Source organism: Flavobacterium hiemivividum (assembly GCF_004349145.1).
GTDB lineage: Bacteria > Bacteroidota > Bacteroidia > Flavobacteriales > Flavobacteriaceae > Flavobacterium > Flavobacterium hiemivividum.
The window spans coordinates 368,193-384,651 of sequence record NZ_SMFO01000001.1 but is presented as its reverse complement, the minus strand read 5'-3'; the positions used below and the strand labels follow the sequence as shown (position 1 = coordinate 384,651).

Genomic DNA, 16,459 nt, shown 5'->3' with positions numbered 1-16,459 from the left:
ATTTTGAAATTACACATAAAAAATATGGTTTGTAACCGATGTATAATGGTCGTGAAGTCTGAACTGGAAAAGTTTGGACTTCATACTATATCGGTAGAACTGGGAAAAATAGAAATAGCCGAAGATTTAAGCAAAGAAAAAATAGTAGATCTCAATAGAAAATTATTGAATCTCGGTTTCTTAATTATCGACGACAAGAAGAGCCAGATTGTAGAGAAAGTAAAAAACCTGATTGTTGAATTGGTTCATTTTAAGGATAATCGTTTCACGACGAATTTGTCAGATTATATAGTAGCAGCCATTGGTCATGATTACAGCTATATAAGTAATTTATTTTCGACTCAGGAAAGCAACACGATTGAACATTATTATATTCTTCAAAAGATTGAAAGGGTTAAAGAATTGCTTGTGTATGATGAATTAAGTTTGAATGAAATTGCATTTCAGCTCAATTATAGTAGTGCTTCTCATTTGAGCAAGCAATTTAAAAAAGTCACAGCTATGACTCCTACTTTTTTTAAAAACAGCGAAGAACAGAAACGTCTGTCTCTTGAAAATCTATAAATGATACATAACACAACCATAATTGTATAAGAGTCTTAGTCGTTTATAATGGTAAGTTTGGATTAATAATTTAAGATACTAAATAATGAAACATAACTATACTATTACTGGAATGTCTTGCAATGGTTGTAGAACTAAAGTTGAAAAAAACTTGAATGCTTTGGAAGGTGTTGAGGCTGTCGTCACATTAGATCCGCCTATCGCTACTATTACTATGCAAAAGCCTATCCAAACAACTCATTTTCAAGAGGCGCTTTCGGCTGCGGGGAATTATTCGATAAAGGTTTTTAATCCCAATGATGTACTGCTGCCAACAGAAAAAGTCGTTGTAACTCCGCCTAAAAATGCAGCGGGAAAATATTATTGTCCTATGTTTTGCGAAGGCGATAAAGTATATGACAAAGCTGGTGATTGCCCTGTTTGCGGAATGGACCTCGTAAAAGCACCTGATTTAATTGCGACGAAGACCCTGTTTACTTGCCCGATGCATCCTGAAATCATCGAGGAAGCTCCGGGTTCTTGTTCTATATGCGGAATGGATTTAGTGCCAATGGAACCTAGCGAAAGTGAAGAAGACCAGTCGTATCTTGCTCTGGTAAGCAAAATGAAAATTGCAGTACTTTTTACGGTACCTATTTTTATCATTGCAATGTCAGATATGATTCCGAATAATCCACTTCTAAAAATAATGGATACTTCGAGTTGGAATTGGATGCAATTTGCCTTGTCACTTCCAGTAGTTTTTTATGCTACTTGGATGTTTTTTGTGCGTGCCTGGAAGTCTATTATTTCATGGAACTTAAATATGTTTACCTTAATAGGTATTGGTGCTGGAGTTGCTTTTCTATTTAGCCTGTTTGGTTTATTTTTCCCAGAGCTTTTTCCATATGAATTTAAAACACATACCGGAGCAGTTCATCTCTATTTTGAAGCAACCACCGTAATACTAACTTTAGTTTTATTAGGTCAGCTATTAGAAGCGAGGGCGCACAGCAGAACCAGTGGAGCGATAAAAGAATTACTGAAATTAGCGCCTACTGAAGCCACCTTAGTTAGCGACGGAGTGGATAAGGTGATTTCTGTTCATGATATTAAACAAGACGATTTATTGCGTGTGAAACCAGGTGAAAAAATTCCTGTGGATGGAAAAATTACTGATGGGGAAACGACTATAGACGAATCAATGATTTCTGGCGAGCCAATTCCTGTTGATAAAAAGATTGATGATTCCGTTATTGCAGGAACCATAAACGGAAACAAATCTTTTGTGATGATTGCAGAGAAAGTGGGTTCAGATACCTTGCTTTCTCAAATTGTTCAAATGGTAAATTCTGCCAGCCGTTCGAGAGCACCTATTCAAAAACTAGCCGACAGAATAGCGAAGTATTTTGTACCAATAGTTGTAATTACTTCGATAATAACATTTTTTGTCTGGGCAAATTTTGGTCCAGAGCCCGCAATGGTTTATGGATTTATCAATGCCATCGCGGTACTTATTATTGCTTGTCCGTGTGCATTAGGTTTGGCCACGCCTATGTCTGTCATGGTAGGTGTTGGGAAAGGAGCGCAATCCGGAGTTTTGATAAAAAATGCTGAAGCATTGGAGAATATGGACAAGGTGAATGTTCTCATTACCGATAAAACTGGAACTATAACCGAAGGAAAACCTTCTGTTGAAAAAGTATATTCTAGTCAAAACAACGAGGATGCGCTGCTGCAAAAAATCGCATCTTTAAATCAATATAGTGAACACCCATTGGCGGAAGCCGTAGTCCATTTTGCAAGAGCAAAAGAAACAGCACTTTCTGAGGTAAAAGACTTTGAGGCTATTACAGGAAAAGGGGTCGTGGGAACGGTAGATAATACAAAAGTAGCTTTAGGAAATAAGAGTCTGATGGAACAAGTTGGGGCTGTGATTGACGCAGAAATTGATTCTAAAGTAGTAACCGAGCAGAAACTTGGGAAAACGGTTTCTTATATTTCGGTGGACAATACTGTTTTAGGATATGTTACGATTACCGATGCAATAAAACCAACGAGTGTTGCCGCCATTGCTGATTTAATGAGTCAGGGTGTCGAAGTGATTATGCTTACGGGAGATAATGAAAATACGGCAAGAGCAGTTGCTCAAGAGTTGAACTTGACTTCATTTATTGCAGGTTGTTTGCCGGAAGATAAACTAAAAGAAATTAAGAAATTACAAGACCAAGGCAAAATTGTAGCCATGGCAGGGGACGGAATTAACGATGCTCCGGCTCTGGCGCAAGCCGATATTGGTATCGCGATGGGAACTGGAACTGACGTAGCGATTGAAAGCGCCAAAATCACATTAGTAAAAGGAGATTTACAAGGGATTGTAAAAGCTAAAAAACTAAGTCATGCGGTGATGAAAAACATCAACCAAAATTTATTTTTTGCTTTCTTTTATAATGTACTTGGGATTCCAATTGCAGCTGGGGTTTTATATCCTTTTTTCGGTCTTTTACTCTCGCCAATGATCGCTGCCTTAGCAATGAGTTTTAGCTCAGTTTCTGTTATAGCAAATGCATTACGACTGCGAAATTTAAAACTGTAACTAAATACGTTTGCGGGGCTGCTTATTGTATTTATTAACCTTTAAAAATTAATAGTATGGATAATTCCGGACAAGAAGGAATGCACATGGATGCGTACTCATTTATGGGAATGCATTGGTTTTGGTGGGGCTCAATATTGATTTTTGCACTTTTAATTTTAGTAGCAGCTCATTTATATAGGAGAAGAAAAAAATAAAATATAGAAAATAATGAATATAAGAGTGTTAATTATCGCGGTGTTGTTTGGTTTCTCGACATATGCACAAAAAGTGGTTCGCTATGATTTGTATGTAAAGGATACGATTGTCAATTTTGCAGGAAAAGATAAAAGAGCAATTGCTGTAAACGGACAGATTCCTATGCCTACATTAACTTTTACCGAAGGTGACATTGCCGAAATCTATGTGCATAACAAGTTGGAGGAAGGAACTTCTTTGCATTGGCATGGCTTGTATTTGCCTAATAAGGAAGATGGGGTTCCTTTTCTAACCCAGATGCCCATAGCGCCTAATACAACTCATAAATATAGTTTTCCTATTATACAAAACGGTACACATTGGTACCACAGTCACTCGGGAATGCAGGAACAAATAGGGATGTATGGTGCTATGATTTTAAAGAAAAAAGTGGATGATCCTACCTTTAGAAAAGGAATCGATGATTTACCAGCAGTTCCTGTGGTTTTAAGCGAATGGACAGATTATAATCCTGACAATGTACACCGCATGCTGCATAATGCTTCGGACTGGTTTGCGATAAAAAAAGGAACAACCCAGAGTTATGCTGAAGCAATAAAAAGCGGACATTTTAAAACCAAGTTCAATAATGAGTGGAAGCGCATGCTGGCGATGGATGTTAGTGATGTGTATTACGATAAGTTTTTGATAAATGGAAAAAATGAAAGTCAGCTTTCACAATTCAAGGGAGGCGACAAGGTGCGTTTACGTATTTCTAATGCGGGAGCTTCGTCTTATTTTTGGTTGACTTATGCCGGCGGAAAAATTACAGTTGTCGCTAATGACGGGAATGATGTGGAACCAGTTGAGGTAGATCGATTGATTATTGGAGTTTCTGAAACTTATGATGTGGTGGTGACCATTCCAGAAGCAAATACTTCATATGAATTTTTAGCTACACCTGAAGACCGAACTAAATCTACTTCGTTATACATAGGAAGCGGAATTAAACAGCTAATCGCTCCATTGCCAAAATTAAATTATTTCGCTGGCATGAAAATGATGAACGAAATGATGAACATGGACGGCAGCATGAATGATATGGGTATGAAAATGAGTCTTCAAAAAATGGATATGAACACGGTTATGTATCCTGAAATTACTGGAGAAAGTAAGAAATCGAAAGGCAAAACTCAAAAAGAGGATAATGCTAAGATGGATGCTAAAATGGATCATTCAATGCATAGTATGGATTCTGGGTCTAAGGATATCGTGACTTTAAATTATGGAATGCTAAAATCGCCAACAGTTACTACACTACCCAAAGATGCCCCAGTGCGAGAATTGCGTTTTGAATTAACTGGAAATATGAATAGGTATTTATGGAGTATGGATAATAGAGTACTTTCAGAATCAGATAAAATACTAATTAAAAAAGGAGAAAATGTACGAATTGTATTGACCAATAATTCCATGATGCGTCACCCAATGCACTTGCATGGACATGATTTTAGAGTATTGAATGGACAAGGGAAATTTGCTCCTTTGAAAAACGTTCTAGATATCATGCCAATGGAAACAGATACCATTGAATTTAATGCTAATGCGGATGGCGATTGGTTTTTTCACTGTCATATTTTGTATCATATGATGGCTGGGATGAACAGAGTGTTTAGTGTTGAAAATTCTGAGCTAAATCCATTATTACCTAATAAAGAATGGGCCTATAAAAAGTTACAACGCGAGAGTAACGGACTACATGTTATGGCCGAGAATGATTTTGCTACCAATGGAAATGATGGGCAAGCGATGGTGCAAAATGCTAGATGGAGTTTTGGTACTGAATGGAGCTTAGGTTATCATGATGATCATGGATATGAAGTCGAAACACATATAGGGAGATACATTGGTAGAAACCAATGGCTGATGCCGTTTATAGGATTTGACTGGCGTTATCGAAAGTTTGGAATGAATGAAATAGAGAAAAACGTCTTTGGACAATCAAATACTAAGGACAATAGAGCGGTTGTGAGTTTAGGGGTTAATTATACCTTGCCACTTTTAGTAATTGCTCAGGCAGAAGTTTTTCATGATGGTAACTTTCGTTTTCAGTTGATGCGAGAAGATATCCCAGTTTCTAAACGACTGCGTGCGGCACTTATGGTTAATACTGACAAAGAATACATGGCAGGATTAAAATATATAGTTGGTAAAAATCTTGGAATCACTACACATTACGATAGTGATATGGGAGTTGGTTTTGGGTTGAATGTCAATTATTAGATTGTTTTTATGCAGTAAATTAAGTTTAATTTTAAAAAAGGACGCTATAGATTAAAATTTCTTTAGCGTCCTTTTTAATGGTAAGTGCTTATTATGAATTAATTAGAATTTTCATTTAAAAAAAAGATTAATTATACCATCTAGTTTTAGAATTTAGCTTTGCGTATCTCAAAAATAGTTCTATTTTTGCACCCGAATAGAAAATTAAGGCCCGTTCGTCTATCGGTTAGGACGCATGGTTTTCATCCATGTAAGAGCGGTTCGATTCCGCTACGGGCTACAAAATTCTTAAGTTTTCAGATTATATTTTTTTGAAAATTAATATTGGTACTGAAAAAATAGAATACTTATTACAAACAAAAAGCCTCGAAAATTAAATTTTTTGAGGCTTTTTTGTTCTTACGGAATTATTGCGGGCACGGGTTTCAAATCTGCGTTATCAGGATATGCAATACACGTAACCTAGGGGGTAGACAACATATTATTTATTTCTATATTAGATCTTCGATAGGAGTCCACCCTTTAATTTTTGTTCCTTGGTGTAGCTTGTCTTTTATTGATCTGATATTTTTTGATTGAATAATATAGTTTGCAACTCTATAGTCTATAACTGTATCGTAATAAAAATATTGCTTGTTTTCTGTATCTTGGTTTATTTCGTATATAAACGAAAGATATCCTTCATCGTCAGCCTTTTCAGGTTTTTTATAAGTGTAATATTTGTTATTTTTAATAGAAAGTCTGTTTTCTTTTCTCTTTTCAAAAGCTATATTCTTTTCGGCTTTGGCAGCTTCGATCAATAAATCAATCATGTAATTACCTGCTTTTTTTATGCTTTCAGTGTCATCGGGGTTAATTTCTATTTTTCTTTCCCAGTCTGAATAGTTGAAGTTTATACGTTCTGATGTTGTATTTGTAGACATATAGTTTTGTTTAACTGTAAATATACTTTTTTTTTTGGGAGTTTTTTTGCTATTTAGAACTTAACTATTAATCTTAAATAAGCTCCTGTATTGGTTGCTAGGTAATTTCTTTATCATGTACAAGAATTAAAAACAAAATATCGTGCAGCGACCGCGTGAAGGATTGTAGTGGAAATCCTTTTTTATCATGAAGCGATAGCGGAATGATTAAAAAGATTACTTCATCTTGATCATATTTTAATTTTGGTATTCAGTGAATTTCATTTGCAACGGAAAGCCTGACGCGCCGTAGTGGAACGGAGGCGGGGCACGCCCAAAACAAACAAAATATCCTTGATTTTAAACCCTAGAATATCGTGAATTTCGGTACTAAAGGTTCGGTGGTAAAAAAGTTGGATGGCTTCGAAAAATTTTATAATTTTGCACTCTGAATTTATAATGTAAAGTAAAGAACAAGATGGATATCAAAAGAGTAGCAACAGACGCTGTAAACGAGACGATTGTAATAACAGTTGTACACATGGATTACAAAGGTCAAGTAGCAAAAAGAATAAATGAAAAAATGCCTTTGGCAACTGTAAAAGGTTTTAGAAAAGGGGCTGTGCCTAAAGATCTTGTTGAAAAACAATACGGTAAAGCGATAAAAGTAGAAGAAGTTACTAAAGTGGTTGATTTAGCCTTAGAGCGTTTTTTACAAACTGAAAGACTAAACCTTCTTGGAACTCCGCTTCCTAAAGTAAACGAAGATTTTTCTTGGGATGGGGAAGAATTGGTTTTTGAGTACGAAATAGGATTAGTTCCTGACTTTACATTAGACTTAGAGGCTAAAAACGACATCGTGAAATATGTAGTTACTGCTGATGAGAAATTAATCGACGGTCAAGTAGAGCGTATCCAAAAACAATTTGGTACTGCAGTTCCTCAAGAAGAAGTTGTAGCAGGTTCTGATTTAACTGGAACTTTCTCAAACGAAGAAAAAGGAATCAATAGTGGAACGACTATTTCTTTGACTATGTTCAAAGATAAAGCGACTGCTGATAAATTCATTGGTAAAAAAGTGGGTGACGTTGTTACTGTAAACACTCAAGATTTATTTGAAGATGCGCATCAATTGATGGACGTGATGAAAATAGCTCATGATGAGGTTCACACTATTGCTGTTGATGTAGATTTCACAATCGAAGCAATCAACACAACTGAATTGGCTGAATTAAACCAAGAGTTGTTTGATAAACTTTTCGGAGAAGGAGCAGTAGCTTCTCTTGACGAATTGAAAGCGAAGATCAAAGAAGATGCTGAAACTCAATTTGCAACTCAAGCTGATCAAAAATTATTAGGTGATGTTACTGAATTCTTAATCGAAAGCACAAAATTCGATTTGCCTTCAGAATTTCTTAAAAAATGGTTGCAAACTGTAGGTGAGAAAAAATTATCTCCTGAAGAAGCTGAAGCTGAATATGCACGTTCTGAAAAAGGATTGCGTTTTCAATTGATCGAAGGTAGAGCAATGGCTCAATCTGACATCAAAATCACTTTTGAAGACTTGAAAACGTTCACTACAAAAAATATCCGTCAACAAATGGCACAATACGGACAAACAAATCCTACGGACGAAGAAGTTCAAGGAATTGTTGCGAGAGTATTGTCTAACCAAGACGAAGTAAAAAGACTTTCTGATCAAGTTGTAGCGGAAAAATTGTTAGAATTGTTTAAAGAAAAAGCAAATCCAACAACTAAAGAAGTTACTTACGACGAATTTATTGCTGCGTCTTACGGAGAATAATTTCTAAAAAAATAAGTATATTTGAGCGTCAAAGGAAAATTCTTTTTGGCGCTCTTTTGTTTAAATTAATTTTAGGAGCTAATCCAGTTATGCGTTACAAGTTTTTTCTTCCGCTTTAATTTTTTAAAATTCTTGAAAGAGCTTACTTTGGTCGCTTTACAAGAATAAAAAAACTAAAAACCGGAATTCAAAAAGCTTTTCACTGCTACCTGGGCTAAAAAAGAAGACAGTTTGACATCATTTATAAAGAGGTATGACCTTTGCAATAAATAGAAATACTAGATATAACGTAAAACTTAGAACAAATAAAATATGAACTACGGTAAAGAATTTAAAAAGTTTGCTACAAAGGACCACGGGGTAAATGCCATGTATTACGATAAAATCGTTGCGGCAATGAATCCTACTAATATGACTCCATATATCATCGAAGAACGTCAATTGAATATTTCGCAATTAGATGTTTTCTCGAGATTGATGATGGACAGAATTATTTTCCTAGGAACAGGAATTGATGACCAAATCGCAAATATCGTTCAAGCACAATTATTATTCTTAGAAAGCGCCGATGCTTCTAAGGACATTCAAATTTACTTAAACTCTCCAGGAGGAAGCGTTTATGCAGGTTTAGGGATTTATGACACGATGCAATACATCAAGCCAGACGTTGCTACAATTTGTACAGGAATGGCAGCTTCTATGGGAGCGGTATTATTGTGCGCAGGTGCTGAAGGGAAACGTTCCGCATTGCCACACTCAAGAGTAATGATTCACCAACCATCAGGAGGAGCACAAGGTGTTGCGACTGATATGGAAATCAACTTACGCGAAATGTTGAAACTGAAAGATGAGTTGTATAAAATTATCTCTCAGCACTCCGGACAAACATTTGATAAAGTACATAAAGACAGTGAGCGTGACTATTGGATGATTGCTGACGAGGCAAAAGAATACGGAATGATTGATGAAGTTTTAAGAAGAGGATAATAAAATAGTTACAAGTTTAAAGCTTAAAGTTTAAGGTTGCCAAGGTAACTTTAAACTTTAAATGCTTAAACTTTAAACAATAAAAGATGGCGAAAGAAAAATTAGAATGCTCATTTTGCGGAAGGAAAAAACCAGACACCAATTTATTGATTGCTGGAATTGATGCGCATATATGCGATAAATGTATTGAGCAGGCGCATGGAATTGTTTTAGAAGAATTGAAAACTAGTGGGAGTTCGAAATTAGCTGGAGATCTTATATTAAAGAAACCAAAAGAAATTAGAGCTTTTCTAGATCAATATGTGATAGGACAAGACCAAACCAAAAAAGTAATGTCGGTTGCGGTTTACAATCACTACAAGCGTTTAATGCAACAGCAACTAGACGACGAAGTAGAGATTGAAAAAAGTAACATCATCATGGTGGGACAAACTGGAACAGGTAAAACATTAGTGGCTAAAACAATTGCTAAAATGCTTGACGTTCCTTTGGCTATTGTAGATGCAACTGTATTGACTGAAGCTGGTTATGTAGGAGAAGATGTTGAAAGTATTTTGACACGTTTACTTCAAGCTGCTGATTATGATGTGGCTAAAGCAGAGCGCGGAATCGTATTTATTGATGAAATAGACAAAATCGCCCGTAAGAGTGACAACCCCTCTATTACACGTGACGTTTCTGGTGAAGGAGTGCAACAAGCATTATTAAAACTATTAGAAGGAACAGTTGTAAACGTGCCACCAAAAGGAGGACGTAAGCATCCAGACCAAAAATTTGTTGAGGTAAATACTCAAAATATCTTGTTTATTGCTGGTGGTGCTTTTGACGGAATCGAAAGAATTATTTCGAAAAGATTAAATCGCCAAGCCGTTGGATATTCTACTTCAAAAAATGTGGATAATATCGACAAAGAGAATTTACTGCAATACATCATTCCTAAAGACATCAAAGACTTCGGATTGATTCCAGAGATCATTGGTCGTTTGCCAGTATTGACACATATGGATCCTTTAGACAGAGAAACCCTTCGTGCAATTTTGACTCAGCCTAAAAATGCCTTAATTAAACAATATCAAAAATTGTTTTTAATGGATGAGGTTGCGTTTTCAATCACTGACGAGGCATTAGATTTTATTGTTGATAAAGCATTAGAATACAAATTAGGAGCTCGTGGATTACGTTCATTATGTGAGGCGGTATTGACAGATGCGATGTATGAATTACCAAGTTCAGATACTAAAGTATTAGAAATTGATAAGGACTATGCAAAAGAAACTTTGAATAAGAACTTATTGAAGCGATTAGAGATTGCTTCATAGAAATTACGATTTTCTCAAAAACAGTAGCCCGTTCATTTGATTGAACGGGTTTTTTTGTGGCTATTTTGTGGTATTTGTTATTGTTTGAAAAAAGGAAGGCGATTCTTTTTAATAAACAAATAGATTCCCGATTTTTGTTGCTTCTAAATCAATAAGAACCAAATGGCAAAGGAAGATAAAGAGATTGTTTTATTAAAAGTTTCTGGACAAGATAAACCAGGTGTTACTGCAGGTTTAACCGCAGTTTTGGCTAATTACAATGCGATTGTTTTAGACATTGGTCAGGCTGATATTCACGAAACACTGTCTTTAGGGATTTTGTTTGAAATTGAGGCAGGTTCTTCTTCGGGTCCTGTTTTAAAAGACTTGTTGTTTAAAGGGTATGAACTTGGAATTAAAGTAAAGTTCGTTCCTATTTCTATTGACGATTATGAAAGTTGGGTAAAAACACAATCTAAGCAACGGTATATCATTAATATTCTGGGAGAAACATTGGCTGCTAAACAAATAGCTGCTGTGACCAAAGTAATGTCAGATCAAAACCTGAATATTGATACGATAAAAAGATTAACCAGTAGAGCTTCTGTTGTTATTCAAGAAGAAAACCCTCGTTCATGTGTACAGTTGTCCGTGTCGGGTATAATGCAAAACAAGGCTTTAATGACGGCTAGTTTTATGGAAATATCAAGGTCTATGGACGTAGATATTTCTTTTCAAGAAGATAATATCTATAGAAGAAATAGACGTTTGGTTTGTTTTGATATGGACTCTACGCTTATACAAACTGAAGTAATCGATGAATTAGCTGATTTGGCTGGCGTAGGAGAGCAGGTAAGAGAAATTACCGAAGCAGCGATGAATGGCGAAATTGATTTTAAAGAAAGCTTTAAACAACGCATGGCCTTGTTAGAAGGATTAAGTGAAGAGGTGCTGCAAACAGTTGCTGAAAATTTACCCTTAACAAAGGGAGCACACCGCTTGATGAAAGCATTGAAATATTACGGCTATAAAACGGCAATTTTATCAGGAGGTTTCACCTTCTTTGGAAAGTACTTACAAAAAGAATTAGGTATTGATTATGTTCATGCCAATGAACTAGAGATTATAGATGGTAAGCTTACAGGTAAGTATCTCGGCGAAATTGTAGATGGTAAGAAGAAAGCAGAATATTTAAGAGAAATTGCAGAACGAGAAGGAATACATATCAATCAAACCATTGCTGTTGGTGATGGTGCTAACGATTTACCAATGTTAAATTTAGCTGGATTAGGAATTGCTTTTCACGCTAAGTTAACGGTAAAAGAAAGCGCTGAAAGTTCTATTTCGAGCTTAGGCCTTGATGGTGTTTTATATTTATTAGGATATCACGATAGACACATTGATATGAATATGGAGAATAATATATAGAAAGAAATAGAAATCTTTTGATTGATTCGAATTTCCCTCTTTCAAATATTTATATAAAGAGAAAACCACTCAATATTGAGTGGTTTTCTCTTATAGATAGGATTCGTATTGCTGTGCTAAGTACTTATTTAAAAAGACATTTTTATCGAAAGTAAATATGCTTTTGTTCTAAAAATAGACATCGCATTCGAATAATTATGCTTCGTCGTTCATTAGACCAAACTTATCTAGCAGCCAGAAAATTAACGATAATAAAACTCCAACGATGGCGGCAAATGCCATTCCTTTTAGTTGAACCGTTCCTACAGTTATACTAGCGCCGCTTACACCAACAATAAAAGTAATCGCACCAAGAACCATATTTCGGTTTTTGCTAAAATCTACTTTTTGCTCCACAAACATCCTGAAACCCTGTACCGCAATTACGCCATACAATAACATTGTAATTCCGCCCATCACCGGAATGGGAATTGTAGAAATAGCTGCAGAAATTTTCCCGATAACTGAAAAAATGATTGCCAAAACTGCCGCGCCACGGATTACCCAAACAGAATAAACACCAGTTATTGCCATAACGCCTATATTTTCACCATAAGTTGTATTAGGCGGAGAACCTACCATACCTGATAATACATTACTGATTCCGTCACCAAGTAGAGAACGGTGAAGTCCTGGTTTCTCCATTAAGTCAGAATTTGTTATTTTTCCAGTAACTATTAAATGGCTGATATGTTCAGCTAGTACTACAATACAGGCGGGAGCAATTATAATGATGGCATTCAAATCGTAAACCGGAGCTTGAAATTTAGGCAAAGAAAACCAAGCTGCCTCGCTAATTTTGGCAGTATCAACTATTCCCATGAAGAGTGCCAGAAAATAACCAGCGACGACGGCAAATAGAATTGGAATCACCTGCATAAATCCTCTGAACAATACAGTCCCAATAATCCCGATTACTAAAGTAAACATTGAAACTAGAATCACAGTACTGTCTGCTACAAAAGGAGCAACAACACTACCGATATCTGTTGGCCACGGAGCAAGTCCAGCTTGTTGTGCAGCAACTGGAGCAAGTTCCAGTCCGATGATCGCAACGACTGCACCCATTACTGCCGGAGGCATCACAACATCAATCCATTTTATTCCCCATTTTTTCACAACGAAAGAGATAGCAATAAAGAACAATCCGAAAAATATAAATCCTGACTGCGCATGTCCTAAACCACCATAACTGCTAATGATAAGTGAAGCTGGAGCAATAAATGCAAAACTCGATCCCAAATATGCAGGAATCCCGCCTTTAGTAATCCAAGTATAGATTAAAGTTCCAATTCCGTTCATTAATAAAGCGATTGCTGGATCAACACCCAATAAAATAGGAACTAATATTGTGGCGCCAAACATAGCGGTAAGATGCTGAAAACTCAGAGGTATACTTTCGAGTATTGAAGGTTTTTGGTGAATGCCAATTATTTTTTTCGCCATTGCAATAGTGTTTATATATAAGAATTGGATGCTAGTCCGCTTAAAGAAATCTGTCTAACCGATTATTAAAGTTGCAAACTTACTCTATTTTTTACTTTTTTACGATTCCCTAGAAATGCATTAAAGCAACCCAACGTACTTCATCCGTTTTTTAGATACACTTTTTGTGATTTAAGAATGTTTTTCTTGTAAAAACGAAAACTCCCTTGTCGTTATAATATGACAAGGGAGTTATTCAAAATATTGTTTTTTAATACAAAATTACTAACCGATACATATATTAGATGCTGTCTTTTCAAGTTGTATTGATTCTAGTTGTTGGGGATTTTTGCAAAGTGCTCGTGGTCCACAACCCATGCGCTTTGGTCCGCAGGAACTGATAAGAAATAGTGAAATGGAGATGTATATCAGTTGCTTCATAATTTACTTAGCATAATATTTTAACCTGCATATTCTTTAATTGTTCGAGATAATCTCTTTGGTTTGATAACCTCGGAATTTTATGTTGGCCGCCTAGTTTGTCTTTTTCCTTTAGCCAATCGTAAAACAAATTTTTCCGAGCTACATTAATAATTAGCGGATTTAACGTCATGTTATTGCGACGTTTTGCTTCGTAATCAGAATTTAAGTTTTGTAAGGTTTCGTCTAATATGTTTCGGAAGGTATCGATGCATTTTGGGGTCTCTTTGAATTCAATCATCCATTCATGCGCTCCTTTTTCTTTGTCAATCATAAAAACTGGAGCAACGGTGTAATCTACCACTTCGTTCTGGGTCATTTTACAGGCTTTGGCAATAGCCAAATCCGTATTTTCGACCATTAATTCTTCTCCAAATACGTTGATGTGGTGTTTTGTTCTTCCTGTTACTCGAATTCGGTACGGACTTAAAGAAGTGAAACGAACCGTGTCACCAATGAGATAACGCCATAGGCCAGAATTAGTCGTGATGACGATCGCATAATTTTTGAATATTTCTACATCGGCTAAATGAACCACCTTTTGATTTGGAGTTCCAAAAGTATCCATTGGGATAAACTCATAGAAGATTCCGTAATCGAGCATTAACAATAAATCACTAGAATTGTTGAGATCCTGAATAGCAAAGAAACCTTCGGAAGCATTGTAGATTTCGTAATATTTAAAATCCTTTTTAGGGAGTATTTTTCGGTATTGTTCGCGGTATGGCTCAAAATTCACACCGCCATGGAAATAAACTTCTAGGTTAGGCCAAATTTCAAGTAAATTTCCTTTTCCTGTTTCCTCGAGCATTTTATTCATTAAAACTAACATCCAGGAAGGAACGCCTGCAAAACTAGTTACATTTTCTTTTCTGGTTTCATTAATAATAGCAGCAATTTTTGCTTCCCATTCACTCATAAGTGAAATCTTATTACTCGGTGTGCTGCTGAATTCAGCCCAAATAGGCATATTCTCAATAAGAATTGCCGATAAATCACCAAAAAAGGAGTTGTTGTCCTCGTATATCTGAGAACTACCTCCTAAACGAAGGCTTTTCCCAGTAAAAAGCTCGGAGTTTTCATTGTTGTTCAAATACATGCACAACAAATCCTTACTTCCTTTATAGTGGCAATCTTCTAGCGCCTCAGGACTAACCGGGATAAATTTACTTTTGGCATTAGTTGTTCCGCTTGATTTTGCAAACCATTTTATAGGGGTTTCCCAAAATAGATTTTGTTCACCGCTACGGGTGCGCTCAATCAAGGGGTGAAACTCTTCGTACGTACTTATCGGAACTCTTTCTGCAAAAGTAGCATAAGAGTTGATGGATGCATAGTCGTATTCTTTGCCTAAATGTGTGTGTTTTGCGGATTGAATTAAATTCATAAGTAGCTCTTCTTGAACCTCATTAGGGTATTTCAAGAATAGTTCTATTTGATGGATTCGCTGTTTTAGAACCCAAGAAGCAAATGAATTTATTAGTTGAATAGCCATTTTTAAAAAAGAGGTTTTAGGTTTAGCATTTAAGATTTGGCATTTGAATATCAAATAACAAATAGTAACTTTACAACGTGATCAAAAATAGTCAAAAATTCTAGTATTCCTAATGATTGCACATCATTTCGAAGCATGAATCACTCATTTCTCAGAATTTCATCTACTAAAGATAAAAAATATAATCTACAATCAAACCTATGCAATACGAAGGAGTGCTTACTAAAATGCAAACTGAATTTGGAAACCCAATTCAATATTATTTAGTTTTCGAAGATAGTTTTCTAAATGTCAACCAATTATTGGATAAAAATATTGAATTTAATTTTTTAGGTTACCAATGTTTGAATTGCGGAAAAAAGAAGAAAATATTCCGTCAGGGATTTTGTTACGAGTGCTTTTATTCAAGTGCTGCAGTAGGAGATTGGATTATGAAACCGGAGTTGAGTACAGCTCATTTAGGGATTCAGGATAGAGATTTGGCTTATGAGGAAAAAGTACAGCTGCAGCCTCATATTGTGTATTTAGCATTGTCTAGTGAGGTAAAAGTAGGGGTTACCCGAAAAACACAAGTACCAACCCGCTGGATCGATCAGGGCGCAAACGAAGCGATCTCGATTGTAGAAGTTCCAAACAGATACTTAGCTGGAATTACTGAAGTCGCCTTGAAAAATCATTATGCTGATAAGACAAATTGGCGAAAAATGCTGACTAATTCTATTGAACATGTTGACCTAATTGCCGAAAGATTAAAGCTGGAAAACTTAATTCCCGAAGAAGTAAAAGAATATTTTTATTTGAATAAAAGTGATTTGTACGAAATGCGTTATCCAGTGCTGCATTATCCAACAAAGGTGAAAAGCTTAAGCCTAGAAAAAACTCCAAATTTTAGCGGTAAATTAACTGGAATAAAAGGGCAGTATCTTTTATTCGAAGACGGAACTGTTTTTAATATTAGAAGTTCTGAAGGTTATGTGGTAAGTATTGCCGTCTAATTCGAAA

Annotated in this window: 12 protein-coding genes and 1 tRNA gene; 10 read left to right on the top strand and 3 right to left on the bottom strand. The window is 35.8% G+C overall.

Features of this window, described 5'->3' with window-relative positions; genetic code table 11:
- The 5 genes from E0F98_RS01720 (at window position 1) to E0F98_RS01705 (ending at window position 5,879) form a co-directional block, all read left to right on the top strand.
- A complete protein-coding gene (locus tag E0F98_RS01720) occupies window positions 1-564 on the top strand; it encodes a helix-turn-helix domain-containing protein (protein WP_132108591.1) in 564 nt (187 codons plus the stop codon).
- A gap of 85 nt (window positions 565-649) precedes the next feature.
- Entirely contained in the window at window positions 650-3,139 is a 2,490-nt protein-coding gene (locus E0F98_RS01715; protein WP_132108589.1) for a heavy metal translocating P-type ATPase, read from the top strand.
- Between the two features lie 56 nt (window positions 3,140-3,195).
- On the top strand, window positions 3,196-3,336 hold the full coding sequence (locus tag E0F98_RS15990) for a hypothetical protein (RefSeq protein ID WP_165929266.1): 141 nt from the start codon (window positions 3,196-3,198) through the stop codon (window positions 3,334-3,336).
- Between the two features lie 13 nt (window positions 3,337-3,349).
- Window positions 3,350-5,599, top strand: coding sequence for a multicopper oxidase domain-containing protein (locus E0F98_RS01710; protein WP_132108587.1), 2,250 nt, complete (start codon window positions 3,350-3,352; stop codon window positions 5,597-5,599).
- Window positions 5,600-5,807: 208 nt separating this feature from the next.
- Window positions 5,808-5,879 (top strand) — tRNA-Glu (locus E0F98_RS01705).
- Between the two features lie 211 nt (window positions 5,880-6,090).
- Here the strand turns inward: E0F98_RS01705 and E0F98_RS01700 are convergent.
- Window positions 6,091-6,522 carry a hypothetical protein gene (locus E0F98_RS01700; RefSeq protein WP_132108585.1) on the bottom strand — a complete coding sequence of 144 codons (432 nt, stop codon included), beginning with the start codon at window positions 6,520-6,522 and terminating at the stop codon, window positions 6,091-6,093.
- A 457-nt stretch (window positions 6,523-6,979) separates the two neighbouring features.
- Here E0F98_RS01700 and E0F98_RS01695 point away from each other — a divergent pair, with 457 nt between their 5' ends.
- The 4 genes from E0F98_RS01695 to serB all read left to right on the top strand — a co-directional run bounded on the left by E0F98_RS01695 (window position 6,980) and on the right by serB (window position 12,018).
- On the top strand, window positions 6,980-8,305 hold the full coding sequence (locus E0F98_RS01695) for a trigger factor (RefSeq protein WP_132108583.1): 1,326 nt from the start codon (window positions 6,980-6,982) through the stop codon (window positions 8,303-8,305).
- Window positions 8,306-8,617: 312 nt separating this feature from the next.
- The gene (gene clpP / locus E0F98_RS01690; RefSeq protein ID WP_132108581.1) at window positions 8,618-9,292 is read left to right on the top strand and encodes an ATP-dependent Clp endopeptidase proteolytic subunit ClpP; all 675 of its coding nucleotides are present in this window, start codon (window positions 8,618-8,620) and stop codon (window positions 9,290-9,292) included.
- A gap of 86 nt (window positions 9,293-9,378) precedes the next feature.
- The gene (clpX, locus tag E0F98_RS01685) at window positions 9,379-10,611 is read left to right on the top strand and encodes an ATP-dependent Clp protease ATP-binding subunit ClpX (protein WP_132108579.1); all 1,233 of its coding nucleotides are present in this window, start codon (window positions 9,379-9,381) and stop codon (window positions 10,609-10,611) included.
- A 162-nt stretch (window positions 10,612-10,773) separates the two neighbouring features.
- Entirely contained in the window at window positions 10,774-12,018 is a 1,245-nt protein-coding gene (gene serB, locus E0F98_RS01680) for a phosphoserine phosphatase SerB (protein ID WP_132108577.1), read from the top strand.
- Window positions 12,019-12,213: 195 nt separating this feature from the next.
- On the opposite strand, the gene uraA is transcribed toward serB, so the two are convergent.
- The gene (gene uraA, locus E0F98_RS01675; RefSeq protein WP_132108575.1) at window positions 12,214-13,503 is read right to left on the bottom strand and encodes a uracil permease; all 1,290 of its coding nucleotides are present in this window, start codon (window positions 13,501-13,503) and stop codon (window positions 12,214-12,216) included.
- A gap of 427 nt (window positions 13,504-13,930) precedes the next feature.
- Window positions 13,931-15,457 carry a GH3 auxin-responsive promoter family protein gene (locus E0F98_RS01670; protein WP_132108573.1) on the bottom strand — a complete coding sequence of 509 codons (1,527 nt, stop codon included), beginning with the start codon at window positions 15,455-15,457 and terminating at the stop codon, window positions 13,931-13,933.
- A gap of 200 nt (window positions 15,458-15,657) precedes the next feature.
- Here E0F98_RS01670 and E0F98_RS01665 point away from each other — a divergent pair, with 200 nt between their 5' ends.
- Window positions 15,658-16,452, top strand: a complete 795-nt coding sequence (locus E0F98_RS01665; protein ID WP_132108571.1) for a DUF2797 domain-containing protein — start codon at window positions 15,658-15,660, stop codon at window positions 16,450-16,452.
- Window positions 16,453-16,459 lie beyond the last annotated feature (7 nt).